The organism is Paenibacillus cisolokensis (assembly GCF_018403665.1).
Taxonomy (GTDB): Bacteria; Bacillota; Bacilli; order Paenibacillales; family Paenibacillaceae; genus Paenibacillus_AH; species Paenibacillus_AH cisolokensis.
The window spans coordinates 1-26482 of record NZ_BOVJ01000001.1 but is presented as its reverse complement, the minus strand read 5'-3'; the positions used below and the strand labels follow the sequence as shown (position 1 = coordinate 26482).

Sequence of the window (26482 nt, the reverse complement as noted above, 5' to 3'; positions counted from 1 at the left end):
ATCCTTCTCTCCATTAACTCAAATTTTGTTCATCCGATTAAACGTTACCGTTAATGATACGACAAATTTTTACTTTCCGCAATGTTGCCGGACTTGCTCGTCAAGCGAGGAGTACGTTATGTTCCAGTGAGACGTGTTCCATACGGCCTTGCCGTCCTTGACCAAAATGACTTGGGGCGAAGCATGCTTCACGCCCGTCGCTTCCTCGATGGCATTCGATACCGGCCGTTCCTCGATAACGCGGACGAGGACATGGCCGATCCCGAGATCCGCCGAATCTTCCAGCCATTTGCCCCATTCTTCATAGGCGCCAGCGCTGATCGGGCAGCGCGTGCTGTGCTTGAATACGAGCAGCGGCTTCTCCGCGCTTGCCCGGAACGCTTCGTTCCATTGCTCGACCGTCGTCAGCGTGCGATAGTTCGCCATTTCCCTCTCTCCTCTTCAAACTCCAAATTCCCCAACCTATGTAAGGGTATACCTGCGGCTGATCTGTGACAACCGTTTATTCAAATCCGCTTTCCACGCTTCGTCGCCGAGCCGGCATGCAATCAGGTACAAATCGAGCAGCTCATCGATCCGTTCCTCGATCAGACGCTCCACCTGTTCGAGATCGGGCATCTTGTGCCCGATAACAGACTCTACCAACAAATTTGCCCACTCATTCCATTCGTTAAACAGAAAGGTTTGCTTTTTTGGCTCTTCACCGAGTTGGCCGATCAGTCCGGTCAGATCCGATTTTACTTCCGGAAACACTTCGCTCCGGCTGCATGACGGGCAGGAATAAATCGGTACATTGTCAATTTCCACTTTGCCCGAGTATATGACCGTGCGAAGCTTTACCGTCATGATGTCGCCGCAGGAACACCGTTTTCGCAAAGCTGGTCACTCCTTCTACTGGCATCCGCCGGACGAGTGCGTCGCCGAACCGGCAGAGAACGACATGTAGAAGAACATTCGACCTTTTTTGCAAAAATCCTTCCCGCCGTTTTCATGAAATTTTTACTATGCGGGGCAATGAACGTCACGGCGCGATTCGCCGCCACCGCTTCCGGATGAAAGGAATCGCCGTCAGCGCGACGGCCATGGCGGCGCCGATGCAATCATTGCGCAAATCGAGCACATCCGGCGTCCGTCCGTCGACGAACGATTGATGGTATTCGTCCGTCACCCCGTACAGTCCGCACAGCGCCACAATGAGCAGCTTGCCGGACCAGCGGTCCGCCCGGCCGCCTAGCGCAAAATCGAATGCGAGAGCCAAAATAAAATAGGCGAAATAATGTCCCCAGTCAAAGCTTTCCATCCACGGCATCCATTGCTGGAACAACGGAAGCACCGTATTCAATTCGTCGCCTTCCCGGCCGGACAAGACAAAGATGACGGCCATCCACGCGACGGCCGGCAGCCAGCGCCACAGACGCCGGAAGCGGCCCGTTTGCCGCTGATCGGTTTGCTTCATCGCAACTCCTTCGCTACAATAAAATAAGTTCTGGCCAGGCATAAACGATAAACGGCTGTGCCGTCTCTGGCGCTTGAGCCAAGCTCTTATGCCGATCACCAATCATTTCGGGAGGGATTTCAATTATGACGCTTCAAGGTAAATCCGTCATCTGTCTTCTGGATGACGAATTCGAAGATCTCGAGCTGTGGTACCCCGTCTATCGCGTGCGCGAAGAAGGGGCTACCGTCCGATTCGCCGCGCCCGAGAAAGGCCGGACCTATATCGGGAAGTACGGCGTGCCGGCAACCTCCGATCTTTCGTACGGAGAACTGGACAGCGCGTCCTGCGACGGCGTGCTCGTTCCCGGCGGCTGGGCGCCGGACAAAATCCGTCGTTATCCCGAGGTGCTCGCCTTTATCCGCGAAATGAACGAGGCGGGCAAGCCGATCGGGCAAATTTGCCATGCCGGCTGGGTGCTCATCTCCGCCCGCATTCTGAACGGACGCAACGTCACCTCGACGCCGGGCATTCGCGACGATATGGAAAATGCCGGAGCGCGCTGGTTCGACGAGCCGGTCGTCGTCGACGGCAACCTGATCTCCGCCCGCCGGCCGCCGGATCTTCCGCCGTATGCCAAAGCGTTCGTCGAAGCGCTTCGCGCAAGCCGAAGCTAACCTCCGCCGGCAGCCCAGCCGATAATCGCCGCCCTCGCCTCAAGCCGTCTCTTCCGGCCCGGAAGAGGCGGCTTGCTCTTTATCGACGCCTTCCATAAATTTCTGCAGAAGCTGATGGATTTCCCTGCTTGTCCGGCAATTGAGCAGCTCCGGCAGCAGCTCGCGGCTGGCCGACTGCTTCGTCCGAAGGAGCCGTTCCTTGACATGCAAAATCGAATGCGCCGACATGCTCAGTTCGTCGATATCAAGCGCCAGCCAAATCGGGAGAGCTTTCAGGTCGCCGGCCATTTCCCCGCATACGCCGACCGGTATGCCGGCCCGCTTCGCCGCTTCCACGGTGATCTTGAGCATGCGCAGCAGAGCGGGATGAAACGGCTCGTACATATGGGAAATTTGCTCGTTCATCCGGTCGACGGCCAGTGTAAACTGAACGAGATCGTTCGTGCCGATGCTGAAAAAATCGACTTCTTCGGCCAGCAGATCGGCAATGTGGACCGCAGCCGGCACCTCGATCATCACGCCCACCTGTGTCTGGCGATCGTACGGCACCCCTTCCCGGTCGAGCTCCATCTTCGCTTCGGCCAGCACGCTGTTCGCCTCGCGCACTTCCTCGACCGAGGAAATGAGCGGATACATAATTTTCACGCAGCCGAAATGGCTTGCCCGCAAAATGGCGCGCAGCTGCGTTTTGAACAAGTCCCGCCGGTCGAGGCAGATGCGAATGGCCCGGTACCCGAGAAACGGGTTGTCCTCCTCCGGAATTTCAAAATAATCGAGCTGCTTGTCGCCGCCGATGTCCAGCGTACGGATAATGAGCGGACGGCCCTCCAGCTTCTCGGCGACGCTGCGGTAAACGTCGAACTGTTCGTCCTCGTGCGGAAACCGGATCCGGTCCATATACAGAAATTCGGTCCGAAACAGGCCGACGCCGAGGGCGCCGCTGCCAAGCGCGACTTCGAGCTCCTTCAGCGAGCTGATGTTGGCCGCCAGCTCCACTTCCTTGCCGTCCGGGGTAACCGGACGAATGCCGGCAATACGGCGCAGTCTCTGCTTGTCTTCCCGCTGCTTCTTCTGTAGCGCCGTATAGCGTTCGATCGTCGCCTCGTCCGGATTGAGATAGACGGTGCCGTCTCCGCCGTCAATAATGATCATATCGCCGGTTTGAATCGGCTCGGTCTGGCTGTCGAGCTTCGACTCCAGCCCGACGACGAGCGGAATGCCGAGCGCCCGGGCCATAATGGCCGAGTGGGACGTCGTGCTGCCCCCGTAGGTGACGATGCCGAGCACATGGTTCGGGTTCAGATTCGCCAGCTGCGAAGGCGACAATTCCCTGGCCACCAGGATGAAAGGCTGGGTATCCGACGGCAGCGTAATTTCGGGAGCGCCGAGCAAATGCTTCAGCAGCCGGTTGCCGACATCTTTAATGTCGAGGGCGCGCTCCTTCATGTAATCGTCGTCAAGCAGATCGAACATCGTTACAAAATGATCGATCGCTTCCTTGACGGCAACTTCGGCCGCCTTGTATTGCCGCTGAATGATTCCCCGAATTTCGTTCATAAAGACCGGGTCGTCCAGTATCGCGAGATGGGCGTCGAAAATTTGACTTTCGTCGGTTCCGACCACTTCGCGCAGCTCGTCCTTCATTTGCTCGATTTCGCTTTTCGAAGTGCGAATGCCTTCGTACAGCCGGTCGAATTCGCGGGCCAGATCGGCGACGTCGATTTTTTGCTCCGGCAGATCCCACTCCCAATTTGGCAATACGAACGTCTTGCCGATCGCGATTCCCGATGACGCTCCAATACCTTGAATCATCGCGTTTCCCCCCCACCGTTTCTCTCTTTAAGTACGACCGACATAACGGATGACTGCCCTTTTTTGCACATTTTAAACGGCGCAAACCGCCATGAGCGGACCTTGTCCGGATTGGTGATGACCATCGGCGTCGCCAGCGATTTGCAAACTTTCCGCAATCGCTGGATATCGAACCGGATGAGCAGCTGGCCCGGATTGACGATATCGCCTTCCTTCACGACGGCATGAAAATATTGCTGATCCTTCAATCCCGACGTGTCGATGCCGATATGCAGCAGCACTTCGAGCCCTTCGGGCGTCTGCAGGCCGATGGCGTGCATCGTCGGATAAATATGCACGACTTTCCCCTTCACCGGTGATACGAGTTCACCGCGTTCCGGCAGGAAGGCGACGCCGTTGCCGACGATTTTGCCGGCGAATATCGGATCGGGCACTTCCTCGAGCGGGATCATTCGGCCTTGCAGCGGCGAATTGAATTGGACCTGATGCTGGTCGCGCTGGATTACCTTCAATATTTCGGCCCGGATCAGCTCGGAGAATGTGCCGAACACCACCTGGACGTAACCGCCTCCGAGCTTGATGACGCCTGCCGCGCCGAGGTTGCGCAGCGCGTTGATATCGACCAGCCGGTCGTTGGCAAGCCTCAGCCGGAGCCGCGTAATGCACGCCTCCATCTGCACGATATTGTCCTTGCCGCCGATGGCTTGCAAAATAAGCGGGGCCCGATAAGGGATATCCCCGGCGAAATCGTCCAGCAACGAGCCTTCTTCCCGGCCGGGGTCGGAATGCGGAATTTCCGGATCGCCCAGCGAAACAAAATATAGTAAAAAGCCCGAACACAAGCCCGATCGGAAGGATGAGCCAGCCGCGGGTGGCCAGATGCTCGTTGAGAATAAAATCGATCGCGCCGGCCGAAAAGGAGAAGCCGTGACGGATGCCGAGCTCGTAAACAAACCACATGACAAAGCCGGATAACAGGGCATGAATGATAAACAGATAAGGTGCGACGAACAGAAACGCGAATTCGACGGGCTCGGTGACTCCTGTCAAAAACGCCGCCAACGCCGCGGACAAAAACGTCTTGCGGATTTTCGGCTTCAGGTCTTCGCGCGCTTCCTGAATGATCGCGAAAGCGATCGCCGGCAGCGCAAACATCATCGTCGGATACAGACCGGCCATGAAAGCGCCGGCAGTCGGGTCGCCGGCAAAAAACGGGGCAGATCGCCGTAAACCATCCCGCCGCCGGCGGTCTCGTAGCCGCCCACTTGAAACCAGAACACATGATTAAGCAAATGATGCAGGCCGAACACGACCAGAATGCGGTGCAAAAATCCGTACAGAAATACGCCGAAGCCGCCGGCCGAATCGACGATATGGCCGAGACGGATCAATCCGGTTTCCAGATGCGGCGCAAGGCCGACCATCCCGATCGAAAAGATGAGCGACAAGATGCTGACGAACAGGGGAACGAACCGCGGACCGCCGAAAAACTGTATATATTCCGGAAGCTTGAAGTCTTTAAACCTTTCATAGCTATAGCCCGAAACGACGCCGATCAGACACCCGACGAGCACGCTCGGCTCGATCGGATGGTCGCTGGAGCCGACGATGCCGGTGTAAATAAACATGCCGGCCAGCGCCGCGAGTCCGGCGCCGGCGAATTGCCGGACATGCCGAGTGCGACGCCGAGCGCGAACAGATAGGGCAAAAATAAAAACAGCGCCTGACCAGCCGTCAGCAAATAGCCGGACATGCCGGGAAAACCGAGACGATCCCAAGGCAACTCGCTAAGGCTTAAAAATACGGCCGCGCCGGGCAGTACGATCATCGGCAGCATAAACGAACGGCCAAGCTGCTGCAAGCCTCCCATGAAATTCATCCCGTTCCCCCTTCCCTCCCTGTTTTGCCGTTCTCAACATCCAATAACGATGTTAAGCGCTTGATTTCGATTTGTCAAAAACGAGCGAAAGACGGGCCGCTGCCGGCCCGTCATCCATAGCTTCAGTTCCCTGCCCGAAGCGGGATTAGAATTGGCGCTGCTGCGCGCCGGCCTGGTAGCCGACATGCGAATATACCGGACCCGAGTTTTGGGCGTTCGTCGCCTGGTACACCGGATGATACGAAGCGGACGCTTGCTGCTGAGACGAAGCGCCGGACCAGGATTGCTGCTGGCCGAAATTCGCTGTCGTTGCCTGGATGACCGGATTTTGAGCGCCTTGGCCGGCCGTATAACCTGCGTGAGAAATGACCGGTTGGCTGTGCTGCTGCTGATTTTGGGCCGCAAAGCCGCTTTGTGCCTGGTTGAACTGGTTGTTCTGGCCGGCCTGGTAGCCGACGCGGGAAATGACCGGACCGGCGCCGGTACGGCTCGAAATCGATTGATTCATTCCGGATTGCTGCCATTGCTGCTGCATCCCGGATTGGGCCATGCCGAAGCTTTGGGCTTGTTGTTGGCCGAACTGCTGCTGCGCGGAAGCCTGGTAGCCGGTGTGCGAAATAACCGGGCCGGCGCTGCGCTTGGAAATGCCGCCTTTATATTGAGACTGTACGAAACCTACCGGCTGGTATTTCTGCTGGTTTTGCTGATTTTGAAACGTCCCCTGATTGCCCGAAAAGTAATTCATGTTTGTCCTCCTGTGCAGGGTGAAGTCTCCAGTCAGCCGCATCGGCGCTGAAGCCTTTTTTATTGTTGGAGGGACGCCGCGCGTTTATTCCGTCATGTTCTGGATTTTCCCTCAGGGAGCAGAATGGAATCTTCCACTTTGATGCACCGGTCCATGATGACGTTGAGCCCGCCGGCGGAAGCGATGTTCGCCGCTTCCTCGTTATAAATGCCGAGCTGCAGCCACAGCGTCTTGGCGCCGATCGCGACCGCTTCTTCCGCCACGGGCGGCGTAAATTCGCTGCGCCGGAAGACGTTGACGATATCGACCGGGAATGGAATATCTTTCAGCGTCGGATAGCTCTTTTCCCCGAGAATTTCAGTCGCATTCGGATTGACCGGGACGATCCGGTACCCTTTGCGCTGCATCGCTTCCGATACGGCGTACGATGTCCGCTCCGGCTTATCCGACAAGCCGACGACGGCGATGACGGACGACTCCAGCAAAATGTTGCGGATTTGCTCTCTCGACGGATTTTCGAATGCCATACGTTTGCTCCCTCCTTAGGTTAGGACTCGACTTTCACCCATTCCACTTGGGCGCCCAGCGCCCGCAAATGGTCGAAATAAATCGGGTACGATTTGGCGACATGATGCGCGTCCCGAATGACGATCGGCCGCCGGGCGCGCAACCCTACGACCGTCAGCGCCATAATGACGCGGTGATCGTAATGCGCGTCGATTTCCACACCGCCCTCGACGCCTTCCGGCTTGCCGTGAACGATAATTTCGCTTTGGCGCTCCTCGACATCGGCTCCCGCCTTGCGCAGCTCGTTCAAGTAATCGGTGATGCGGTCGCATTCCTTGTAGCGCAAATTTTCGACATTGTAAAAGCGCGACGTTCCTTCCGCAAAGACGGCCGCCGCCACCATCGCCAGCACCGCATCGGTTGCGGTGTCGCCGTCGAATTCGACGGCTTTCAGCTTGCCGTTGCCCCGAACGTTCACGACCGCATTATGATGCGTCAGCGGCACTTCCATCATGCGCAGCACATCGATAATCGCGCGCTCGCCCTGCTTGCTGTTTTCGACGAGGCCGCGAATCGTCACGTCGGATTCCGTGACCGCCGCCGCGGCGAGAACGGCTGCCGAACCCGGATAATCGCCTTGCACCGTATACGTTTTGGCCGCGTACGATTGGCCGCCCGGCACGCGGTAGCGCATCAGATCCTCGCTCGCTTCGATGACGATGCCGGCCTGTTCCAGCACCTCGAGCGTCTGGCCGACGACGACCTTCGATTTCAAGTCGCCGACGACTTCGATTTCGCTGTCTCCTTCGAGAAGCGGCGTCAAAAAGAGCAGTGCGCTCAAATATTGCGAGCTGACGCTGCCCGATACGCGAATGCGGCCGCTTCTCGGCTTGCCGCCGCGAATCGTAATCGGCAGCTTGCCGCCGTTGTGGTCGATCTCGACCCCCATCTGTTCGAGCGCGTCGATCAAATCGTCATGCGGCCGCTTGCCGAGCGACTCGGGATAACGGTTCACAAACGTCACGTTCGGGCATAATGAGGCAATAGCCATCAGGAAGCGCAGAACGGCGCCCGCATTGCCGACATCAAGCTCCCGAACGTCCTTCGGCTTCCCGCCGAAGCCGGTGATGACAATTTTCTCTCCGTCTTCTTCCAGAACGGCGCCCAGATCGCGGACGCAGCGGCGCATCGCGTCGCTGTCCTCGCTGTGCGCCGGATAATAAATCGTGCTCGTTCCGTCCGCAAGCGCTGCCGCCAGCAAATAACGCGTCGTATAATTTTTCGATGAGAGCGCCTGAATGTCTCCCCGCAGACGGGGCGTCGGCGTTACGATTACGTCCATACCGTTTCGTTCTCCTTTATATGCGTTATGCGTTTGTTCTGCCGTTTCATGAAGCGTTCACGAGGCCGTGTTCATGGGGCGTTCCCCGCCGCCTCCAGACGGGCGGCCGCAATCCGTTCGACGACCGCTTCCGCGCTCAGACGGGTCGTATCGACCGTCAAATGGGCAAAATCGTAGGCATTTTGGCGTGCGGCAAGCAGCCGCGCCACATTGCCTTCCACATCCCCTTGCAGCAGCGGACGGTTCGGATCGTTGCGCACCCGGCTCACGATTTGCTCCCGCTCCGCCTTGAGCGCTACAACATAGCCTTTCTCCAGCATGGCCTGCCGGTTCGCTTCGGCCAGCACCGCGCCTCCGCCTGTTGCCAGTACGATTTTCGGCGTATCGAGCAAATCCGCAAGCACTTGGGTTTCGATCGCCCGAAACGCCGGTTCGCCCGATTCGGCGAAAATATCGGGAATCGACCGTCCTTCCCGCCGCTCGATTTCCTCGTCGGTATCTTTCCAGGACCAGCCGAGCCGCTCGGCAAGCAGCCGGCACACGGTCGATTTGCCGGTCCCCATAAACCCGATCAGCACGATCGGTTTGTCAAGCAATGTTCGATCCAAAACTGCTGCACCCTTTTATAGTTGTTATTTGTCTTAGCATACCATTTTTATTGGGAAACGGTATAAAAAGTTTATGCTCCGTAAGGATAATACTAAGTCGTCTATCCAAAGATTGGGAGTGGTCCCCTTGTCCGAACCGTCATCGTCCTACCCTGTCAGGCTGCGTCTCGACCGCTTGCTCGCCCCCGACTATCCGCTCTGCCGGGACGATGTCGTCTGGGTGCTTGATTATATTAAAAAAAAGGTGGCCGGGGAAGATCCGGCGTTATTGGATCTGCCGCAGCCACGCTTGCTCAGGAATTACCGGTTGTTCGCCGAGGCGGCGATGCTGCTCATCCACCGCAGGCCCGGAAACGAGCAGGAGATCGACCGGCTCCGGCTTCTGCTCGCCGAAGCGGTGCGCGATTTCGAGCAGCCGCTCGCTTGAACGGCCGGTTGTTTCCGCCTGCTCAGGATTCGAGCCAGTTGAAATGGAATACCCCTTCTTTATCCACCCGTTTGAACGTATGGGCGCCGAAATAGTCACGCTGCGCCTGCAACAGGTTGGCAGGGAGCCGCTCCGTGCGGTAGCTGTCGAAATAGGAAAGGGCGCTTGCGAACCCGGGCACCGGAATGCCGTACTGAACGGCTGTCGCCACCACTTCGCGCCATGCCCCCTGGTACGACTCGACGATTTCCTTGAAATAAGGATCGAGCAGCAGATTGCGCAGCTGCGGATCGCGGTCGTACGCTTCCTTGATGTTCTGCAGGAAGCGGGCGCGGATAATGCAGCCGCCGCGGAAAATCATCGCGATGTCGCCGTAGCGCAAATTCCATCCGTACTCTTCCGACGCCGCCCGCATTTGAGCGAAGCCTTGCGCATAGGAGCAAATTTTGCTCGCGAACAGCGCTTTGCGGACCGCTTCGATAAACGCCTTCTTGTCGCCCTGGAACGGAGCGGTTTGCGGACCTTTCAGCAGCTTGCTCGCCGCTACGCGCTCTTCCTTAAGCGCCGAGATGAAGCGCGAGAATACCGATTCGGTAATGATCGAGAGCGGAACGCCAAGATCGAGCGCGCTCTGGCTTGTCCACTTGCCGGTTCCTTTCTGGCCGGCCGAGTCGAGAATGACGTCGACCATCGGCTTGTTCGTTTCCGGATCGTACTTGGAGAAAATGTCGGCCGTAATTTCGATCAGATAGCTGTCCAGCTCGCCGCGATTCCATTCCGAGAACGTCTCGTGCAGCTCCTCGGTCGTCAGCCCGAGCACCGAGGTCAGCAGATGGTAAGCTTCGCAGATCAGCTGCATGTCGCCGTATTCGATTCCGTTATGCACCATTTTCACATAATGGCCGGCGCCGTCCGGACCGATGTACGTGCAGCAAGGATCGCCGTTTACTTTGGCGGAAATGGCCGTCAAGATCGGCTCGACCAGCTTGTAGGCCGATTCCTGACCGCCCGGCATAATCGCCGGCCCTTTGAGCGCGCCTTCTTCGCCGCCCGATACGCCCGTACCGATGAAACGCAGTCCTTTCGCCTCGAGCTCGCGGCTGCGGCGCTGGGTGTCCGGGAAATAAGCGTTGCCGCCGTCAATGATAATATCCCCTTTGTCCAGATGGGGGACAAGCGCTTCGATCGTGGCGTCGGTGCCCGCTCCGGCTTGCACCATGATCAAAATTTTGCGCGGCGTTTCCAGCGACGCCACGAATTCCTCGATGCTGTACGTCGGCACGATATTTTTGCCGGCCGCCTCTTTCATCAAATCGTCGGTTTTTCCCGCGAACGGTTGTAGACCGATACGGTAAACCCTTTGCTTTCAATGTTAAGCGCCAAATTTCTGCCCATAACGGCCAGCCCGATGACGCCGATCTGCTGTTTTGCCATAGTTTCCTCCACCTTCGATCTTCTGAGTTTATTTACCGCAATACTTTATATTGTACTTCTTTTGGCGTACCGTGAAAACTACTTTGTCGAAACGTCCCGCATTTGCCAGTCCCGCTGGAACGACGCGATGTCGGCAAACGCCGCTGCCAGGCTGCCGTACAGCGACCGGTATACGGGATAGAGCCGGTTGTAGACGGCCGATGCGCCCGCGTCCGGGTGCCGCAGCTCGGCAATGCCGGGCGCGGGTCCCGCCTGAAGGCCGAGCGCTTCAAGGGCGAAGCGCGCCGCGCCGAGGGCCGAAGCGTCGCTCGTGTCCGCCATCGCCACGGGGCAGCCGATCATATCGGCCGTCAGCTGGCGCAGCGGCGCCGAGCGGAAAAATCCGCCCGAGACGCGAATTTCGCGGATCGGCCCGCCAAGCTCGGCCACCGCTTCCGCCACGGCGCGCAGCCCGAAGACGATGCCTTCGAGGGCTGCGCGGATCATGTGCCGCCTGTCGTGCCCGAGCGACAGGCCGACAAAGACGCCGCGCGCGTCCTCGTCCCAATGCGGCGCGCGCTCCCCCGCCAGGTGCGGCAGGCAGAGCAGGCCGTCCGCACCCGGCGGCACCTCGAGCGCCAGAGAGACGAGGCGCTCGTAAGGGTCTTCGCCGGCGGCGACAGCGACCTGCGCGTCTGCGGGAACGAGCTTGTCCCGCAGCCAGCGGAGCACGACGCCGCCGCTGTTGACCGGCCCGCCGGCGATCCACAGGTCGCCGCCGGCCGGGTAGCAGAACAGGCGGCCTGCCGCATCGGCCGCCGGACGCGGCAGCGCGACGCGGACTGCGCCGCTCGTGCCGACCGTGACGGCGGCAACGCCGGGCTCGACAGCGCCCGCGCCGAGATTGGCCAGGACGCCGTCCGCGCCGCCGATGACGACCGGCGTGCCGGCGGCAAGCCCCATCGCCGCCGCCGGTCCCGGCAGCAGCCCCCCCGGCGCCGCGAAGGACGACGGAACGAGCGCAGGAAGCCGCTCCTCGCCGATGCCGGCCAGCGCCAGCGCTTCCGGATCCCAGGCGCCCGTATGTACATTATAGAGACCGGTGCCGCCCGCCACCGATTCGTCCGACAGATACGGCCCGCCGCACCACCGTGCAAACACGTATTCGCGAATGCCGACGAACGCCGCGGCGGCGGCAAATAGCTCCGGTTCCCGCTCGCGCAGCCACATCAGCTTGCAGAGCGGAGTCATCGCATGAACCGGCACGCCGGTGCGCTGCGCCAGCCGCGAAGCATGCCCGGTCTCGCGCAGACGCCGGGCCATTGCGGCCGCCCGTTGATCGGCCCAGGTGATGCAGGGCGTCAGCGGGTCGCCGGCCGCGTCTACGGCGATCAGCGCATGCATGGCCGAGCTGAAGGCAACGGCGGCAATATCCCCGGCCGTTAGGCCGGCCAGCGCCAGCGCCTCGCGCACGGCGCCTTCCGCTGCGGAACGGATCCGCTCCGGCTCCTGTTCGGCATAGCCGGGAGAAGGCACGAGCAGCGGATAGTCCCGCTCCGCCTTGGCGAGCACGAAGCCGCCGTCTCCCCCCTCCGTAAGCGAGCGGACGGATACGGCTACGGCTTTGGCGCTCGTCGTTCCGAGATCGACCGCCATAATGGCCGGCCGCTTGGCAAAATCTGATCCTGATGTCATGCAGTATCTCCTTAACGCAAGCGAATGGATGATCGCACTCGATCATTGAAGCAATCTTCCTTCATTCTAGCTATACGTTTCGAAGATGTAAAGCTTAAGGGGCGGCTCGCCGAATGCCGGCAAGACGCCCCCCCAAACCGAACAATCCGTCGCCGCCGAATGCGGCGCCGCTTCCCCCTTCTTACAATTCCAGCTGAAGCATTTCCACCCGGAGCGACGCCAGACGTTCCTTGGATGCCGCCGCGTCTTCCTCCCTGCCTTCCTGCAGCGCTTCGTACAACGTCGCCAGTTCGTAATCCAGCTCGTAACGGAGAACGGCCGCCCGCTCCTCCGCTCTCGTCGACTGATACGCCCTGGTAATTTCGTCCAGTGTCACAAACGGCTTTTTCTGATAGATAATGCGATGCTCCATTCCCGACACCTCCACAAGCCGAATAATTTCGCCAAACATAATATTTTCGATGACGATCTGGCGGTCTTTAATCCGTTTTACTACCGCATGACCTCTTGTGTCGTTGATCAGTTTCTCGATCAATTCCGCGAGCTTCTCGTCCTTGATCACGTAATCCCCCACGATTTTGTAGCAGTTCAAAAGCTTCTGAAACCTCAGCTTTACCAGTTTTCGTCCTGTGCGTACCGATATGAGGAATTGCGCCTCTGACTCGCTCCAATACAAGGAATAACCTTCTTGGATCAAATCCCGGATCAGATTTTGGATTTGCCGGCGGTCGAATCGCAGTTCCAGATTGCAGTATTCCACTTCGTAGCTCCTGTTCACGGCAATCCCTCCTTGCACAATTTTTGACGAAATGTTCTGACAATTTTTCTATACTCCTATCTTATACTTCATTTTATGTTCTGGCAACTTGGTTTATTGACTATTTTTAAAAGGTTGGGCAAGCCGTTTTTTGCGATGCTGGCGCGGAAACCGGACGATCGGACGGGCTGTGCTGTTCGCGGATACCGGACAGACGGACGAGCTATGCTATAATGGAAAAGACTAACGACGACCAAGGAGTGTTGACCTATGACGACCCCATCGGCGCCAGCCGCTCATGCGGCCGGTACCCTTCGCCGGTTCGACGGCTTTGCGGCGGCCGATTTCGACGTATTCGCCATTCCGGGACTGGAGGCGCGCATGAGCGCCCTGATCGAACGCGTGCGGCCGAAGCTGACGCTGCTCGGCGAGAGGCTGGCTCCGGCCCTGTCCGCCATGTGCGGGGAAGAAATGTTCCCCCATGTCGCCAAGCACGCCCGCCGGACCGTTCATCCGCCGAACGATACATGGGTCGCTTTCTCTGCGAACAAGCGGGGATATAAAGCTTTGCCGCATTTTCAGATCGGTCTGTTCGAATCGCATCTGTTTATCCAGTTCGCCGTCATATACGAAGCCCCGGACAAAGCCGCTTTCGCCAGACGGGCGCTCGCATCGCTTGCCGATATCGCCCGCGCGATCCCGGATCATTACGTCTGGTCGGGCGACCATACGGTTGCGCAAAGTACGCCTCACGGCGAAATGAAGAACGACGGCGGCCTCGCCCGCCTGTTCGAGCGTCTCGCCAGCGTGAAGGCGGCCGAGGTCCTGTGCGGCATCGAGATCCGGCGCGGCGACGAGCGGCTTCGCGACGGCGAAGCGCTGATCGGACTCGCAGAGCAAACGTTCGAGACGCTGCTTCCGCTGTACCGCATGGCCCGAAGCGCCGGCAGCGCCGTGTAAAGCTGTGTAAAAATCGTATTCGCCGATCGGGCAAATATTCCCGCGAATTTGCCTCCCAAGCGTAAAAAGCTTCGCGCTTATCGGCGAAGAAAAAGAAAATCCGCCTCGCTTACGCCCGGTCAGGCGAAAGCGAGGCGGATTTTCGGTACAGCAAGCGGCTGCGTAGCTGTGAAGGCGGCGCCGCGATCAGACGCTGTGCGCCCTCTGAATCTCGCCCCGGTCGAGCGTCCGGAAACGAAGCAGCAGCAGGAGAGCGGCCAATGAAATGACGCCGCCCAGCAAATAAGGCAGCAGCAGATCGATCCGGAACAACAAGGCGCCCGCCAGCGGTCCGGTGATGCGGCCAAGGCTGTCCATCGACGAGCTGAGACCGGAAGCGACCCCTTGTCCGACAGTCGTCTTCTGCGTAATGAGGGACGTGACGCAGGGGCGGATCAGCGCATTGCCGACGCCGAAAACGGCGAGCGACAGCGTCGCGTACCAGAGGCTGTGGGCGGCAAGCAGCATAAAGAAGCCTATCGCCGATATGACGAGCCCGGCCGCGATATATTTCGGCTCCTCACCTTTGCGGACCATGCGGCGGACGACGCCGCCCTGAATGAGCGCGCCGACGATTCCGCAGACGAAAAACATGACGCCAACCTCAAGCGGTGTCACATCGAATCGGCGAATGCCGAAAAACTGCAGCGTCGCTTCCAGTCCGGCAAGCGAGAACGACACGAAAAACGCCAGCACGTACAAATATTTGAGCGGACCGGTGAAAGCGGTCCAGCGCGACTGCCTTCGCTGCGGCGCCTGCTTGCGGGCTTCGGGCGGAAGCGATTCCGTCAATTTCCCGAGCGCCAGGAAGAACGTCACCATCGCCAGCGCGGCGGCGGCAAAGAAAGGGGTCTCATGCGAAACGAGGCTGAGCAGTCCGCCGAAACCGGGACCGACCGTAAACCCGAGGCCGATCGACATGCCGACGAGCCCCATCCCTTTGGTCCGCTGTTCGGGCGGCGTAATATCGGCCACATATGCGACGATGACCGATGTCACGGCGCCGGAGAACAACCCGCCGAGCACCCGCGACGCATACATGAGCGCGAGATTGCCCGAAGCGAGGCCGAACAGCAGGAAGCTGGCCGCGAAGCCGAGCACGCCCGTCAGGATGACTTTTCGGCGGCCGATCCGGTCGGACAACCCTCCCCACACCGGCGACAGAATGAACGACACGGCCGAATAGATGGCCAGCATCAATCCGGTATGCGTTTCCGCCAGCGCCGGGTCGGCTTCCTTAATAATCTCCGGCATGACCGGAATAATAATGCCGAAGCCGATAAAAGTCGTGACGATCATCGCCATGACGATCAGCAATCGCTTATCTTTCATCCAGATTCCCTCCAATACCCCTTATCGTACCACAACGGACAGCCTTCCGGTTATGAACAATTCGGGAACAAAAGTCTACTATCATTTTCGGCAAAAATGCAGCTTGCAATCCCCTTCGTTTTGCTATACTCATCCTTGTTTGATTTCAATAGCGATTCCTTCGAAACGAAAGGCAGGGACGAAAAAAAGCGATGGACCACAACCGCACCCCGCTCTTCAGCGCGCTGCGCCGGCATGCGGAACGCGATCCGGTGCAATTCCATATACCCGGACATAAAAAAGGGGTGGGCAGCGACGAGGAATTCCGCCGATTTGTCGGTGACAATGCGCTGTCCATCGACCTGATCAATATCGCTCCGCTCGACGACCTGCACCAGCCGACCGGCGTCATCGAAGAAGCCCAGAAGCTGGCGGCGGACGCGTTCGGCGCCGATTACACCTTCTTCTCTGTACAGGGCACGAGCGGAGCCATCATGACGATGATTCTGACCGTCTGTTCGCCCGGCGACAAAATTATCGTCCCGCGCAATGTGCATAAATCGGTCATGTCCGCCATCATTTTCGCCGGCGCGCGACCGGTCTTTATTTCGCCCGCACGAGACGCGAACCTCGGCATCGATCACGGCATTACGACCCGTTCGGTCCGCCGGGCGCTCGAGCGCCATCCGGACGCCAAAGCGGTGCTCGTCATCAACCCGACGTATTTCGGCATCTGCGCCAATCTGCGGGAAATCGTCGAGCTTGTCCACAGCTACGATATTCCCGTCCTCGTCGACGAAGCGCACGGTGCGCTGATTCACTTCCACGAGAAACTGCCGATGTCCGCCATGCAGGCCGGCGCGGATATGGCGGCCACCAGCGTTCACAAGCTGGGCGGTTCGATGACGCAAAGCTCCGTTCTGAACGTCCGCAAGGGCCGGATCAATCCGCAGCGCGTCCAGACGATTATCAGCATGCTGACGACGACGTCCACTTCCTATCTGCTGCTCGCCTCCCTGGATACGTCCAGACGCAATCTGGCGATCAACGGCCATGATCTGGCGGAGCGCGCCATCCGGCTGGCAGATCAAGCGCGGACGGCGATCAACCGGATTCCCGGCTTGTACTGTATGGGAGAAGAAGTGCTCGGCGGCGAAGCGACATACGATTTCGATCCGACCAAGCTGACGATCCATGTCCGCCATCTCGGCATCACCGGCTACGAAACGGAGAACTGGCTGCGCGACCGATTCAATATCGAAGTCGAGCTGAGCGATATGTACAACATTCTCTGTCTCGTCACGCCGGGGGACAGCGAGGACACGATCGACAAGCTGATCCGTGCGCTGCAGGCGCTGTCCGACGAGTTCTACAATCGCGGCGAAGTGAAAGAGCTGGTCGTGAAAATACCGGAAATTCCGCAGCTCTCCCTGACGCCGCGGGACGCCTTCTACGCCGAGACCGAGATCGTTCCGTTCCGGGAATCGGCCGGCAGAATTATTGCCGAGTTTATTTACGTTTATCCGCCCGGCATTCCGATTCTGCTGCCCGGCGAAGTCATTTCGCAGCAGAACATCGATTATATCGTCGATCATGTCGAAGTCGGCCTGCCCGTAAAAGGGCCGGAAGACCGGACGATCGAATATGTCAAGGTCATTGTGGAAGAAGAAGCGATCTTCTAACTTCGCTTCGGCATAAAACGGCCGGCGAATTGTTGCGCCGCCGGGGCCGCCTGTCCGACAGGCGGCTTCGGCGGCGCTTTTGCGCGTTTTCCGTCGCCTTTCCCGCGAAACCGTTTTTCGCTCCCGTCCCCTTGTTCCCCTTGCTTCCCCGCGATTCCCCGGCAAACCGTTCCGCGCAGCCGATGCCGGGTCATGGCTCGCCATCCACTTATTGTCAACCTCAGGTCGGCATGCTATGATGGTTTGGGGGTGGAAATCATTGGCTCAAAGCGCTTACATTGCATTCGTGGAAGGCTCGGCCGCAGAGCGGATTACGCTCGCGGAACTGCAGCGGAAGCTGCTGGATTACCGGGACCGGACCGCGCGCACAGGCAAGCAGCTCAATTGGGATTATGCCGAGGCCGCATTTCCGTACACCATCGAAACCAAACCGGGCGAAGAGGACCGATGGTTTTATTTGAAAGGCAAGGATCCGCTTTACCGATACATCGTGTTCGGCATTTCCGAGCGGGCCGCCGGCGACGGCGAAACCGCCAGGCCATGCATACAGGTCGTACTGCCGGACGACGCCACGCACGGCGACAAGGCGAAAGCGAACGAGCTGTGCAAGTTTTTGGCCAAGCAGTACAAAGCCGCGCTTACGATGTTCAACGGCCGCACGATCTACTATAATCCGCGCAAATAAAATACCCGCACAAAAAAACATCCCCTTCCATTTGGACAAATGACCGGGATGTTTTTCAGCTTAACCGTTTCGCCTGCTCAGGAACTTTGCCGTTCCTGCTCGGCAATCTCTTCGTAAATGCGGGTGACGCGCTCCCATTCCGCATCGTCTTCGATGCCGACAAGATACGCCTCGTCGTTCTCTTCCTCTATGCGGAAAATGACGCCGTCTTCTTCCGGATTGTTGCGGTCGAGCAGCACCGCATAGAGCTGATTTTCGGATTCGAACGTGTACACCATTACCATCTCGCGTTCCGTACCTTCGTCGTCGGCCACGAGAAACACATGCTCTTCATGTTCGTGATCGTGGTCGTGATCGTGTCCGCATCCGCATTGGTTGTCATGCTTGTGATCGGTCATTCGCGTTCCCCATTTCCATCATTGTATTGGCACCTTCGTATCGTATCATGTTCGCCGTTCAACCGCAAGGCGCCCTCGTCCGCCGCAGCGGAGGGGCGCCTGGTAACGGTTTATTCTGCCGTGATCATTTTCTCGGATACAAGCCCCCATTCATCGGTGGGCGAAGCCTTCATAAAGAACCGTACGGCATATTTGCCTGCCGTTTCGAAGTGATACTTGATATTTTCGGTCCGGAACCAGAAGTTGTCCTTTCCTTTCAGATTTACATCTTGCGACTGGATGACCGTCTCCTGATTGGCCGGATTGAAGATCGATACTTTGACCGCGCTGATTTGGGTCGTCAAATTGTCAATCTGTGCAAACACGTTAAACGTGTACCGATTATTTTTGTCGACATTGCCGAACGTCTTCTGGTCCTGAAACAGAAACATGTGAACGTTCGGTTTCGTTACGATTACTTTTTTCGTATCGTTGTCCCACGCGACCAGCGCCTGCAGCGAGCCGGCTATTTCACGCAGCGGCAAAAGGGTCTGGCCGTCGATGATGACGCCACTGTTTACGCCTTCTTTTCCGTTTACCAAAATGTTCACCCGCTGAGCCGCCGCATCGGCAAATACCATCGTACCTCCCCACAAGCTGAGGACGAACAGGACTATGAGCAGCTTTCGAACTTTCATGCGATGCAAAACCTCCATCCGTTATTCTCTGGATGTAAGGTTATACTCCGCATGTATACCAAAGTTGCGGGGCCGTCCCGCATTTCTTCGCAAAAGTCAAGCAGCCGAATTTGTCGCAATTTGCAACATATTGCGATTGCCGGGGAAATGTTCCTGCCGGCGTTCACACCCATTTTCGGGTCAGAATGCACGGCACGCCTTTGCCTGCGGCTCCCGCGCGGCGCATTCGATCGAGGTAGCGAAGTCCGCGTTCGCAAGGCGTTTTGCAGACCGCGCATGTCTCCGACAAGACCAGTTTCATTTCCATCTGACGGCGTTCCGAACCGGCATTTTTGTTTCTTTTGGCCATTTTCACCTTGCTCATCTTTCCCGCTCCCCTTCCTCAACGAACCGAAATTCCGCGCTGTCCGCGCTCCCTGCATTGTATGCGGAATGTCCGAGGAAAGATAAAGGCGTATGTGCCGTATGCGGCGGTACTATGAAAAGTTTTCTTCCGCCCTGGCGTCATGCATGATACATTGAACATAAACGGAAATTTATTTAGCGAGGTGGAGATAATGGCTGTACATATCCAAATGATCGGCACCGGCAGCGCGTTTGCCAAACGGTACGACAACAACAACGCGCTGATCGAAACGGGAAGCCGCACCCTGCTGCTCGATTGCGGCATAACATGCCCATCCGCGCTGTATCGTCTCGGCCGTCATTTCGGCGAAATCGACGCGGTGCTGATCAGCCATATTCACGGCGATCATGTCGGGGGGCTGGAGGAATATGCGTACCAGATGAAATACGTATACAAGCGCAAGCCGGTGCTGTACGTTCCCGCGCCGCTCGTTGCGCCGTTATGGGAACATACGCTGAAAGGCGGGATGGAATCGGAAGAGGCGGACAGCCTGACGCATTATTTTGACGTTTATCCGCTTGAGGAAGGAGAGGAAAGCGAACTTCTGCCGGGTTTGCGCGTCAAGCCGCTGCGCACCCGGCATGTCCCCGGCAAAATCAGCTTTTCCTATGTCATCAACGGGACGTTCTTTTATTCGGCGGATATGCGGTTCGATCCCGATCTGCTCGAGCGGCTCGACCGCGAAGGCATCCGGACGATCTTCCACGACTGCCAGCTTCATCCTCCGGGGGAAGTGCACGCCGCTTTGCCGGAGCTGCTGACGCTTCCGGAACGGCTGCAGGAGAAAATATGGCTGATGCATTACGGCGATGACAAGGAGGCTTTCGAAGGCCGCACAGGACGAATGCGGTTTGTCGAGCCGCATGTCCGCTATCCGATCTGAATGGCGAAAGGCCCGTCGCGACCGACGGGCCTTTCCGAATCAACGAAATTTATTCGAATTTTATTTAGTTTATTCGAAAGTCGGCAATTGATCCAAATTGTTCGTCGGGTCGCCGTCCGCGTCTCCGCGAATGTACGTTTCCCCGTCTCTGCCCTTGAACGCGTTGACTCCTGCGATTTCCCCGGCCTTCACCGCCTGCAGCGCCTGACCGTAATCCAATATCCGGCCGGTGGACGTTTGGAATGCGGTCAAATCGCCGTCCCCGTTTTTTGCACCGCCACGAACCTTTCACGCGCACTCTGCGTTCCGTTCGGATCTGTCATGTCGCATGCCTCCTCGGTCATAATTGGCCTTACGGTTGTAGTATCGCATTCATTGTCAGAAAATATTCGGAATTGCTATCATGAACGGGATAGTCGGCAGCCGGACGGATAAGGTATGCTAGAGAGCGTATGCGCGCCGAAAAAATACCGGACGAAAACGGGAAGGGAGGCGGTCATAATGCTGGTCGTTTATATGATTTCTTTTATCATGCTGATCGCAATGGTGGCGCTGCTGCTGTTCGTCACGAAGAAAGCATACTCCCGCAAATGGGACGAATAAATATAAGCCCGGGGCACTTCATACATCGTGCCGGGCTTTGTTCGGTGTGGCCGATTTACGGCAGCACTTCCGCTTCCCCGTTCTTGTCAGAACGGCCGGCGTCTTCCTCATCGGACGGGAATAATGCGGGATGGTCCGGATCATCTGCACCGTAACTTCCGAACATATCTTGTCCCGACGGAGGCGTGTAGCCGGGAGGAAGCGGTTCGGTTTTGCCGTACACATCGGTCCGCACCTCATCGGTATAGACGTTTCCGCGAACGCTTTGCTCCGCCCGGACATCTGCCGGCACGGCATGCCGTTGATCATCGCAGCCCGGCAATGCCGCCGGCAGCAGCATGAGGCATACCGCAGCCGCCATAAAGCCGGCTACGATTTTCCAGTCTGAACCATTCGAATCCATCGAGCAGCCTCCCAAACAGGCGGAGAGCCTTTTGGAAAACAGTATGCCTCATTTTCGCCGGTGATATGCATCGTCCGGCAGCTTCCGCAGCCAGATGTAACGTTCGTCGTAATCGACGCTGTCTTCGCTTAACATTTTCGCGAACACCACAATGACCGCGCCGAGAATGACCGCCAGACCGAGCAGCCAAGCGAACAGGTAGCTGTATTCAGCCGCCATCCCGCACCCTCCCGTTCTCCCATTTTGGTACAGCTTATTCGAACGGAAGCGCAAATAGACACAAAAAATCCCTTGATGATCAAGGGATTTCGGTTGGGCCTCGAATTTTTCTTTCATTTCGTCCAATCGCTACCATTTTCCAAAAACATATAATTAACAGAAGGTGTTATAATGATCAATCGTGTAACTGGAGGTGTTATAATGACCAATCGTGTCGCTGAATTAAACCACTTGGCTGCAGCCATTACTTTAATCGGAGCGTTATTGCTGCTTATTGGGGCGGCGGTTAGATTTAAATCGACTTCAATAGAAGTTCGATCTTCACGTTTAAACTAGGGTGAGTTGCCACGGACCAAATTCGTTCATTTTACGCCACTGTTCCTACATTTTGGTTATTATTCATATCACGTAATGGTGGTTAAGAGCGATGTCACCGGTCTTGTAGTCATGGTGCGATAAAAACAAAAGAAGCCTTGATGTACAAGGCTTCTCATCACTTCATATGGTGATCTGTAGTGGGCTCGAACCACTGACCCCCACCCTGTCAAGATGGTGCTCTCCCAGCTGAGCTAACAGATCATATTTACCGGAGACAAGTAATAATATATCAGGAATGAAACGCGCAGTCAACAACTTTTTTAAAATTTTTTGCCCTATGTCGAAAGGACTATTTTGCGCCGGCTGGTGCAACCAATTCCATATGATCGCCGTCTAACGTGATGAATCAAAACAAAAACTTGATCCAAAGAGGTGAATTTGATGAAAAGACGATCCGTCATCACACTGCTCGCCGCGTTTCTGATCCTGCTGCTTCCCCTGCAGTCGGTGTCGGCGTTTCCGGATACCGGCCACGATCCGAACGCGGCGAAAATCGAAAAGCTGAAAAACAAAGGAATCGTAAACGGTGCGAAAAACGGCCGCTTCAATCCGAAAGGCAAGCTGAGCTACGCCGAAGGCGTATCTTTGATCGTGAAAGGAATGGAGCTGAGCCTGGCCCATATCCAATTCATTAAGGAGCCGAAGGCGAGCGACTACTTCACGCATGTTCCCGACAAAGCCTGGTACGCCAAAGCTTTCGTGATCGCGCACCATAACGGTCTGGACATCCCGAAAGACGTGAAGCCGCATTCGTCCATCAGCCGTGAGCAGTTCGCCCATTTGCTGTATCAGGCTTTGATTACGACGGGAGACTACGCATTTACCGAGATTTACCATATCATCAAGGACGAGAACAACATCAATCCCGACTACATGACAAGCATCCAGCGATTGCTGAACATCAAGGTCATTCAGCTCGACAAATCGGGCAAATTTTATCCGCAAAAAGCGATAACCCGCAGCGAAGCCGCGGCTTGGCTGCATGACGCGATCGATTTTGTGAAAGAAATGGCGGAACAGCCCAAGCCGGAACCCGAACCGCAGCCGCAATTGCAAAACTTGAAGCTGAGCTTGACGCCGGTTAATCCGGAAGTGAACCGGGTAACGGTAACGGCCGATGCGCCTCATCCGGGATACGGCATCCGCATCGCTTCCATTACGTTCGACAACGATACGGCAATCCTTCATGTCGAAACGGTACAACCGGACCCGAATCAGATGTATCCGCAAGTCATTACGGAAGTGAAGGCCGAAACCTACGTAGCTTCGTCGTACAAGGTCCGGTTCGCTTCTTAAGGCCGAAATCCTTCCTGGCCGAAGAAAACGGCTCCCGCGGGCATCAGCGCGGCGAGCCGGCTGTAAAACCGGTCGGCTGTCTCCGGCGCGTACAGCTCAGGTTCTCCGAACGCGCTGTAGCTCGCGCGCAGACCGAGCCTCTCCGTCCGCTTGCCCATGCTGCCGTCGCCCCGGAAAAATCGTCGACGACGATGCGTCCGGCCGCGGCGGCAAGCCGTTCGGCGAATGCCGGCGTATGCGGCAGCAGCGGACTGACCGCAAGCTGATAGGGAATGCCGGCGGCGCTCAGTTGCTCCGCCGCATGCCATCTCGCTTGCAGCGGCGGCGCCGCAGGCGTAAAATGCTTCCGCGCGTCCTCGCTGTCCGTTTCGATCGTCAGACTGACCCGAATCCGATCCCCGAACAAGCGGATCAACTCCGTATCCCTTACGACAAGCGGACTGCGCGTCTGCAGCAGCACGAACTCGGGAGGATCCTCCGCCATCAGGCGCAGCAAGCTGCGCGTAACCTCGTGCCGGATCTCGGCAGGCTGGTAAGGGTCTGTCGCCGAACCGAAGAACAGAAGAAGCGGCCCCTTCGCTTTCTCCCTCTTCCATTCCGCGCGAAACCGTTTTTCGTCAACCGTTTTGACATCGGCCCAGCTTCCCCATGCCTCTTCCCGAAACCGTCCGACAGGCATTTCCCTTACATAGCAGTACGAGCAGCCGAACGCGCAACCGACATACGGATTCAACGTATGGCTGTAACCGCTCAAATAACCCCCTGCAGGCGTCAGCCAGCGCTGCGGCGCTTTGCGGATTTGGATGCGCGGAGCCATCTTAGCGCCTCTCCAGAGCCAGCTCCTCCTGAGCTAGCTCCGCAAGCGGCGGAATGCGCCAGTCGATCTCCGGCCTTCCGACACTGCGCAAAACGCGTTCGCCCGCGAGAACGGCCGGCTGCCGAAAAGCCTTTATGAGCCGCAAACGGGCTCGGATGCGCCGAAGCGATGACGCAGTGCCGCCGCTTGTCGATGAAAGACGCTTTTTCCTGCGCATGGCGTCCCCACAAAATAAATACAACCGGAGACTCCCGGTCGTTGAGCGCCGCGATGACGCGATCCGTGAACCGTTCCCACCCTTTGCCCTGATGCGAATTGGCGATGCCGGCCTGAACCGTCAGCACGGCGTTCAACAGCAGCACGCCCTGCTTCGCCCACGATACGAGCGAACCGTGATCCGGAATCGGACAGCCGAGATCGTCGTGCAGTTCTTTGTAAATGTTTTGCAGTGACGGCGGTATCCGCACGCCGGGCTGTACGGAGAAGCTCAAGCCGTGCGCCTGCCTCGGTCCGTGATACGGGTCCTGACCCAAAATAACGACGCTCGTCTGCTCGAACGAAGTATAATGAAGGGCGTTAAAAATGTCGTTCATATGCGGGTAAACGGTGACGGACCGGTACTGCTCGATCAGAAACTGGCGCAATTGCCGGTAGTATGGCTTGTCCATCTCCGCATGCAGAATTTGTCCCCAATCATTATGAAAAATTGCCCCCACCGGAATTCCTCCTCGTCTTGCTCTCGTTCCTACTTAATTATACCAGTCTTCCATCCGCAGCCGTATACATTTAAAGAAATTTCACCCGAAAACGAAAAAGAACCCGCCAAAACGTTGGACCGGATCGGCTGTTTTGGGGGTTTTCGCGGATCGGGCGCCCGCTTCAGGCTTGCGGTTCCCTGCCCTGCCGCGGGGAGTTGACCTGATGCTGACCGCATCCGATCGGCGGTCCGAGAATGACGGATTCCCGGATGGGCGCTACTGCTTTTCATAGACGTCTTCATTGACGCAATAGGCCCGGTTCATCACTTCTTTGGGCGTGAAACGCAAGAAATCGGAACCGTACACAATATCGGGAGTCGGTTGATCGAATATGGTCAAAAATGAGCGCGGTCGGTCACCGCCAAAATCCAGTGAAACCAGCCTTTCGGAAATACGGATACTTGCCCCGGCTTCAAACGGTAAATCAACGGCCGCTGCGTAAAAGGATCGAAAACCGATGTCACGACCTCTCCATCGATTACAAATACCGTTTCGGTCACATTCGTATGCCAGTGCGGCTGAACGATAATCCCTTTGCTCAAATGGACATTGAATATACCGTTCCTGATCGCTGGAAATTGATTTCCAAACAGCTGGGTAATATAATTGTGCGGGTCGCGCTCGTAATTGAGCACCCGGGTGGAATCGGCGGCCAACGTTACATCCGGCGCTTGCCAAACAGCGTCCATCATTGCGGTTGTTCCTCCATTTTGGGTTAACGTCTATTTACTGTATGCCGCAACGAACCGATTTGACATTCTCCAGCGCCGCGCAGGCGGCAAAGGGATATAACGCAGATGGAGATAATAATTATTCAACGATTATAACAGGATCAAAAAGCCAGTCTCTTGCTCTTCTGTAACGAAATAGATACGAGGCATTTTTCATGCCGGAAGTGTCCCTATCGGAACAAGCAAGTAACAAGGAACTTTCCCCGAACTTGGCCCTTTATGGGCGACTTCTTGAAGCTCGTACCCTGTGATTCCCCAATCTTCCATTAGCCTCGCCATTTTTCGGAAACGATCCAAAATGCTGATTCTACATTTACCATATCCCGATCCCCTATGTTGCTAATGTCCCCTCTGATCTCTGTCCCTTTCCATTGCTTCTTTTATGTAATTTCCACGAGGGATTTTACTGTTAATATGGAGCAGGACTCCGAGGTTCACAATAAGCAAAACAATGATGATGTAGTTCATAAAATCCCTTCCTTGCTGAAGAATTTCGCCTTGATTCGTCCGAATAGTAAAAAATTTTGAGTGCTCAAAGCGATGTTAACGCCAAGACCAATGCACCAGAAGCTTCTTCCAATTTACAACATATGACTTCTCGTGCCAAGCTTGCAGGCTATAAGGATTTTTCCGACCTCGACACGAACGATTTCATCGAGGAGCATATTGATGCGACGCGAAAGAAAATTTTTTATGAAGCGCTAGGAAACGATTGATTTTCAACTGCCTGTTGTGATAATCGATTAACAATATCGATATATTCTTGTGATAATTGCTTAATAATTTCTAAACTTTCAAAATTGTAAAATGCAAGCGTAATCGTAACAAGATTATGATGCTCTAACACATTAATTCATTAAAATATTGACAATCGTTGGGAGTTGCTCTTAAATGAACATGCGGACGGTAAACCGTTTGCAATATGAGCGTTTTGCAATA

At 56.7% G+C, this 26482-nt stretch carries 27 protein-coding genes, 1 tRNA gene and 4 pseudogenes; 8 read left to right on the top strand and 24 right to left on the bottom strand.

From position 1 onward, the window contains the following. Window positions 1-69: 69 nt before the first annotated feature. From ytxJ to PACILC2_RS00150, 3 genes are all read right to left on the bottom strand, one after another. Window positions 70-426 (bottom strand): bacillithiol system redox-active protein YtxJ, encoded by a 357-nt coding sequence (gene ytxJ / locus PACILC2_RS00160; protein ID WP_213526683.1) that lies wholly within the window; start codon window positions 424-426, stop codon window positions 70-72. Window positions 427-462: 36 nt separating this feature from the next. Next, window positions 463-876 (bottom strand): hypothetical protein, encoded by a 414-nt coding sequence (locus PACILC2_RS00155; RefSeq protein WP_062492465.1) that lies wholly within the window; start codon window positions 874-876, stop codon window positions 463-465. A gap of 145 nt (window positions 877-1021) precedes the next feature. Next, a complete protein-coding gene (locus PACILC2_RS00150; protein WP_062492464.1) occupies window positions 1022-1456 on the bottom strand; it encodes a VanZ family protein in 435 nt (144 codons plus the stop codon). Between the two features lie 125 nt (window positions 1457-1581). On the opposite strand from PACILC2_RS00150, the gene PACILC2_RS00145 reads away from it, so the two are divergent. Continuing rightward, window positions 1582-2112 (top strand): type 1 glutamine amidotransferase domain-containing protein, encoded by a 531-nt coding sequence (locus PACILC2_RS00145; protein WP_062492463.1) that lies wholly within the window; start codon window positions 1582-1584, stop codon window positions 2110-2112. Between the two features lie 39 nt (window positions 2113-2151). Here PACILC2_RS00145 and ptsP read toward each other — a convergent pair whose 3' ends face one another. The 6 genes and pseudogenes from ptsP to PACILC2_RS00115 all read right to left on the bottom strand — a co-directional run bounded on the left by ptsP (window position 2152) and on the right by PACILC2_RS00115 (window position 9005). Continuing rightward, entirely contained in the window at window positions 2152-3924 is a 1773-nt protein-coding gene (gene ptsP, locus PACILC2_RS00140; RefSeq protein ID WP_062492462.1) for a phosphoenolpyruvate--protein phosphotransferase, read from the bottom strand. Next, window positions 3921-5803, bottom strand: a pseudogene (locus tag PACILC2_RS00135) (glucose PTS transporter subunit IIA). Before PACILC2_RS00135 ends, ptsP begins: the two are co-directional and overlap by 4 nt. A gap of 145 nt (window positions 5804-5948) precedes the next feature. Continuing rightward, window positions 5949-6548, bottom strand: coding sequence for a hypothetical protein (locus PACILC2_RS00130; protein WP_062492460.1), 600 nt, complete (start codon window positions 6546-6548; stop codon window positions 5949-5951). Between the two features lie 92 nt (window positions 6549-6640). Continuing rightward, on the bottom strand, window positions 6641-7075 hold the full coding sequence (locus PACILC2_RS00125) for a CoA-binding protein (protein ID WP_062492459.1): 435 nt from the start codon (window positions 7073-7075) through the stop codon (window positions 6641-6643). Window positions 7076-7095: 20 nt separating this feature from the next. Beyond that, on the bottom strand, window positions 7096-8397 hold the full coding sequence (aroA, locus tag PACILC2_RS00120) for a 3-phosphoshikimate 1-carboxyvinyltransferase (protein ID WP_062492458.1): 1302 nt from the start codon (window positions 8395-8397) through the stop codon (window positions 7096-7098). 71 nt (window positions 8398-8468) lie between these two features. Further along, on the bottom strand, window positions 8469-9005 hold the full coding sequence (locus PACILC2_RS00115) for a shikimate kinase (protein ID WP_256364518.1): 537 nt from the start codon (window positions 9003-9005) through the stop codon (window positions 8469-8471). A 118-nt stretch (window positions 9006-9123) separates the two neighbouring features. Between PACILC2_RS00115 and PACILC2_RS00110 the strand changes: the two genes are divergently transcribed. Beyond that, window positions 9124-9432, top strand: a complete 309-nt coding sequence (locus tag PACILC2_RS00110) for a hypothetical protein (protein WP_372447005.1) — start codon at window positions 9124-9126, stop codon at window positions 9430-9432. A gap of 22 nt (window positions 9433-9454) precedes the next feature. Here the strand turns inward: PACILC2_RS00110 and gnd are convergent. From gnd to PACILC2_RS00095, 3 genes and pseudogenes are all read right to left on the bottom strand, one after another. Continuing rightward, window positions 9455-10866: pseudogene (gnd, locus tag PACILC2_RS00105) on the bottom strand (NADP-dependent phosphogluconate dehydrogenase). Window positions 10867-10944: 78 nt separating this feature from the next. Continuing rightward, on the bottom strand, window positions 10945-12540 hold the full coding sequence (locus tag PACILC2_RS00100) for a gluconokinase (protein ID WP_213526679.1): 1596 nt from the start codon (window positions 12538-12540) through the stop codon (window positions 10945-10947). A 181-nt stretch (window positions 12541-12721) separates the two neighbouring features. Then, complete coding sequence (locus PACILC2_RS00095; protein ID WP_062492454.1) at window positions 12722-13318, bottom strand: YkzI domain-containing protein; 597 nt, start codon at window positions 13316-13318, stop codon at window positions 12722-12724. A gap of 249 nt (window positions 13319-13567) precedes the next feature. Between PACILC2_RS00095 and PACILC2_RS00090 the strand changes: the two genes are divergently transcribed. Further along, window positions 13568-14257: a YktB family protein gene (locus PACILC2_RS00090; RefSeq protein ID WP_213526677.1), complete on the top strand. Its 690-nt coding sequence runs from the start codon at window positions 13568-13570 to the stop codon at window positions 14255-14257. 186 nt (window positions 14258-14443) lie between these two features. Here the strand turns inward: PACILC2_RS00090 and PACILC2_RS00085 are convergent, their stop codons facing one another. Continuing rightward, the gene (locus PACILC2_RS00085) at window positions 14444-15628 is read right to left on the bottom strand and encodes an MFS transporter (protein ID WP_213526675.1); all 1185 of its coding nucleotides are present in this window, start codon (window positions 15626-15628) and stop codon (window positions 14444-14446) included. 191 nt (window positions 15629-15819) lie between these two features. Between PACILC2_RS00085 and PACILC2_RS00080 the strand changes: the two genes are divergently transcribed. After that, entirely contained in the window at window positions 15820-17289 is a 1470-nt protein-coding gene (locus PACILC2_RS00080) for an aminotransferase class I/II-fold pyridoxal phosphate-dependent enzyme (protein ID WP_062492451.1), read from the top strand. Here the strand turns inward: PACILC2_RS00080 and PACILC2_RS00075 are convergent. Beyond that, window positions 17286-17483, bottom strand: a complete 198-nt coding sequence (locus tag PACILC2_RS00075) for a hypothetical protein (protein WP_213526673.1) — start codon at window positions 17481-17483, stop codon at window positions 17286-17288. The two genes, PACILC2_RS00080 and PACILC2_RS00075, sit on opposite strands and share 4 nt — an antisense overlap. A gap of 65 nt (window positions 17484-17548) precedes the next feature. Between PACILC2_RS00075 and PACILC2_RS00070 the strand changes: the two genes are divergently transcribed. Next, window positions 17549-17974 carry a DUF1885 family protein gene (locus PACILC2_RS00070; RefSeq protein WP_213526671.1) on the top strand — a complete coding sequence of 142 codons (426 nt, stop codon included), beginning with the start codon at window positions 17549-17551 and terminating at the stop codon, window positions 17972-17974. A 77-nt stretch (window positions 17975-18051) separates the two neighbouring features. Here PACILC2_RS00070 and PACILC2_RS00065 read toward each other — a convergent pair whose 3' ends face one another. From PACILC2_RS00065 to PACILC2_RS00055, 3 genes are all read right to left on the bottom strand, one after another. Further along, a complete protein-coding gene (locus tag PACILC2_RS00065; protein WP_062492448.1) occupies window positions 18052-18372 on the bottom strand; it encodes a DUF1292 domain-containing protein in 321 nt (106 codons plus the stop codon). A 110-nt stretch (window positions 18373-18482) separates the two neighbouring features. Then, window positions 18483-19049, bottom strand: a complete 567-nt coding sequence (locus tag PACILC2_RS00060; protein WP_213526669.1) for a stalk domain-containing protein — start codon at window positions 19047-19049, stop codon at window positions 18483-18485. Window positions 19050-19212: 163 nt separating this feature from the next. Then, window positions 19213-19413, bottom strand: coding sequence for a hypothetical protein (locus PACILC2_RS00055; protein WP_062492446.1), 201 nt, complete (start codon window positions 19411-19413; stop codon window positions 19213-19215). A 193-nt stretch (window positions 19414-19606) separates the two neighbouring features. Between PACILC2_RS00055 and PACILC2_RS00050 the strand changes: the two genes are divergently transcribed. Next, window positions 19607-20338: an MBL fold metallo-hydrolase gene (locus PACILC2_RS00050; protein ID WP_213526667.1), complete on the top strand. Its 732-nt coding sequence runs from the start codon at window positions 19607-19609 to the stop codon at window positions 20336-20338. Between the two features lie 69 nt (window positions 20339-20407). On the opposite strand, the pseudogene PACILC2_RS00045 reads toward PACILC2_RS00050, so the two are convergent. From PACILC2_RS00045 to PACILC2_RS00030, 4 genes and pseudogenes are all read right to left on the bottom strand, one after another. Beyond that, a pseudogene (locus tag PACILC2_RS00045) lies at window positions 20408-20661 on the bottom strand (DUF3892 domain-containing protein). A gap of 335 nt (window positions 20662-20996) precedes the next feature. Then, the gene (locus tag PACILC2_RS00040) at window positions 20997-21344 is read right to left on the bottom strand and encodes a hypothetical protein (protein WP_213526663.1); all 348 of its coding nucleotides are present in this window, start codon (window positions 21342-21344) and stop codon (window positions 20997-20999) included. Between the two features lie 48 nt (window positions 21345-21392). Further along, window positions 21393-21563 carry a hypothetical protein gene (locus PACILC2_RS00035; RefSeq protein WP_213526661.1) on the bottom strand — a complete coding sequence of 57 codons (171 nt, stop codon included), beginning with the start codon at window positions 21561-21563 and terminating at the stop codon, window positions 21393-21395. A 503-nt stretch (window positions 21564-22066) separates the two neighbouring features. Further along, window positions 22067-22142: transfer RNA gene (locus PACILC2_RS00030), tRNA-Val, on the bottom strand. Window positions 22143-22322: 180 nt separating this feature from the next. On the opposite strand from PACILC2_RS00030, the gene PACILC2_RS00025 reads away from it, so the two are divergent. After that, entirely contained in the window at window positions 22323-23237 is a 915-nt protein-coding gene (locus tag PACILC2_RS00025; RefSeq protein ID WP_213526659.1) for an S-layer homology domain-containing protein, read from the top strand. A 43-nt stretch (window positions 23238-23280) separates the two neighbouring features. Here PACILC2_RS00025 and PACILC2_RS00020 read toward each other — a convergent pair whose 3' ends face one another. The 3 genes and pseudogenes from PACILC2_RS00020 to PACILC2_RS28270 form a co-directional block, all read right to left on the bottom strand. Then, window positions 23281-24054: an SPL family radical SAM protein gene (locus tag PACILC2_RS00020; RefSeq protein ID WP_244863112.1), complete on the bottom strand. Its 774-nt coding sequence runs from the start codon at window positions 24052-24054 to the stop codon at window positions 23281-23283. Window position 24055: 1 nt separating this feature from the next. Next, a pseudogene (locus PACILC2_RS00015) lies at window positions 24056-24770 on the bottom strand (uracil-DNA glycosylase). A gap of 377 nt (window positions 24771-25147) precedes the next feature. Then, a complete protein-coding gene (locus tag PACILC2_RS28270) occupies window positions 25148-25504 on the bottom strand; it encodes a cupin domain-containing protein (RefSeq protein WP_307860246.1) in 357 nt (118 codons plus the stop codon). Window positions 25505-26067: 563 nt separating this feature from the next. Between PACILC2_RS28270 and PACILC2_RS00005 the strand changes: the two genes are divergently transcribed. Then, complete coding sequence (locus tag PACILC2_RS00005) at window positions 26068-26259, top strand: hypothetical protein (protein WP_213526657.1); 192 nt, start codon at window positions 26068-26070, stop codon at window positions 26257-26259. Window positions 26260-26482: the final 223 nt, after the last annotated feature.

What these genes read in the sequence shown, in the direction of transcription:
- PACILC2_RS00065 (WP_062492448.1), bottom strand. Translation starts at nt 18,372, where the DNA reads ATGACCGATCACAAGCATGACAACCAATGCGGATGCGGACACGATCAC.
- PACILC2_RS00130 (WP_062492460.1), bottom strand. Translation starts at nt 6,548, where the DNA reads ATGAATTACTTTTCGGGCAATCAGGGGACGTTTCAAAATCAGCAAAAC.
- PACILC2_RS00080 (WP_062492451.1), top strand. Translation starts at nt 15,820, where the DNA reads ATGGACCACAACCGCACCCCGCTCTTCAGCGCGCTGCGCCGGCATGCG.
- PACILC2_RS00145 (WP_062492463.1), top strand. Translation starts at nt 1,582, where the DNA reads ATGACGCTTCAAGGTAAATCCGTCATCTGTCTTCTGGATGACGAATTC.
- PACILC2_RS00100 (WP_213526679.1), bottom strand. Translation starts at nt 12,540, where the DNA reads ATGACATCAGGATCAGATTTTGCCAAGCGGCCGGCCATTATGGCGGTC.
- PACILC2_RS00060 (WP_213526669.1), bottom strand. Translation starts at nt 19,049, where the DNA reads ATGAAAGTTCGAAAGCTGCTCATAGTCCTGTTCGTCCTCAGCTTGTGG.
- PACILC2_RS00150 (WP_062492464.1), bottom strand. Translation starts at nt 1,456, where the DNA reads ATGAAGCAAACCGATCAGCGGCAAACGGGCCGCTTCCGGCGTCTGTGG.
- ptsP (WP_062492462.1), bottom strand. Translation starts at nt 3,924, where the DNA reads ATGATTCAAGGTATTGGAGCGTCATCGGGAATCGCGATCGGCAAGACG.
- PACILC2_RS28270 (WP_307860246.1), bottom strand. Translation starts at nt 25,504, where the DNA reads ATGATGGACGCTGTTTGGCAAGCGCCGGATGTAACGTTGGCCGCCGAT.
- PACILC2_RS00085 (WP_213526675.1), bottom strand. Translation starts at nt 15,628, where the DNA reads ATGAAAGATAAGCGATTGCTGATCGTCATGGCGATGATCGTCACGACT.
- PACILC2_RS00055 (WP_062492446.1), bottom strand. Translation starts at nt 19,413, where the DNA reads ATGAGCAAGGTGAAAATGGCCAAAAGAAACAAAAATGCCGGTTCGGAA.
- PACILC2_RS00090 (WP_213526677.1), top strand. Translation starts at nt 13,568, where the DNA reads ATGACGACCCCATCGGCGCCAGCCGCTCATGCGGCCGGTACCCTTCGC.
- PACILC2_RS00040 (WP_213526663.1), bottom strand. Translation starts at nt 21,344, where the DNA reads ATGGATTCGAATGGTTCAGACTGGAAAATCGTAGCCGGCTTTATGGCG.
- aroA (WP_062492458.1), bottom strand. Translation starts at nt 8,397, where the DNA reads ATGGACGTAATCGTAACGCCGACGCCCCGTCTGCGGGGAGACATTCAG.
- PACILC2_RS00125 (WP_062492459.1), bottom strand. Translation starts at nt 7,075, where the DNA reads ATGGCATTCGAAAATCCGTCGAGAGAGCAAATCCGCAACATTTTGCTG.
- PACILC2_RS00050 (WP_213526667.1), top strand. Translation starts at nt 19,607, where the DNA reads ATGGCTGTACATATCCAAATGATCGGCACCGGCAGCGCGTTTGCCAAA.
- PACILC2_RS00020 (WP_244863112.1), bottom strand. Translation starts at nt 24,054, where the DNA reads ATGGCTCCGCGCATCCAAATCCGCAAAGCGCCGCAGCGCTGGCTGACG.
- ytxJ (WP_213526683.1), bottom strand. Translation starts at nt 426, where the DNA reads ATGGCGAACTATCGCACGCTGACGACGGTCGAGCAATGGAACGAAGCG.
- PACILC2_RS00035 (WP_213526661.1), bottom strand. Translation starts at nt 21,563, where the DNA reads ATGGCGGCTGAATACAGCTACCTGTTCGCTTGGCTGCTCGGTCTGGCG.
- PACILC2_RS00075 (WP_213526673.1), bottom strand. Translation starts at nt 17,483, where the DNA reads ATGACCCGGCATCGGCTGCGCGGAACGGTTTGCCGGGGAATCGCGGGG.
- PACILC2_RS00025 (WP_213526659.1), top strand. Translation starts at nt 22,323, where the DNA reads ATGAAAAGACGATCCGTCATCACACTGCTCGCCGCGTTTCTGATCCTG.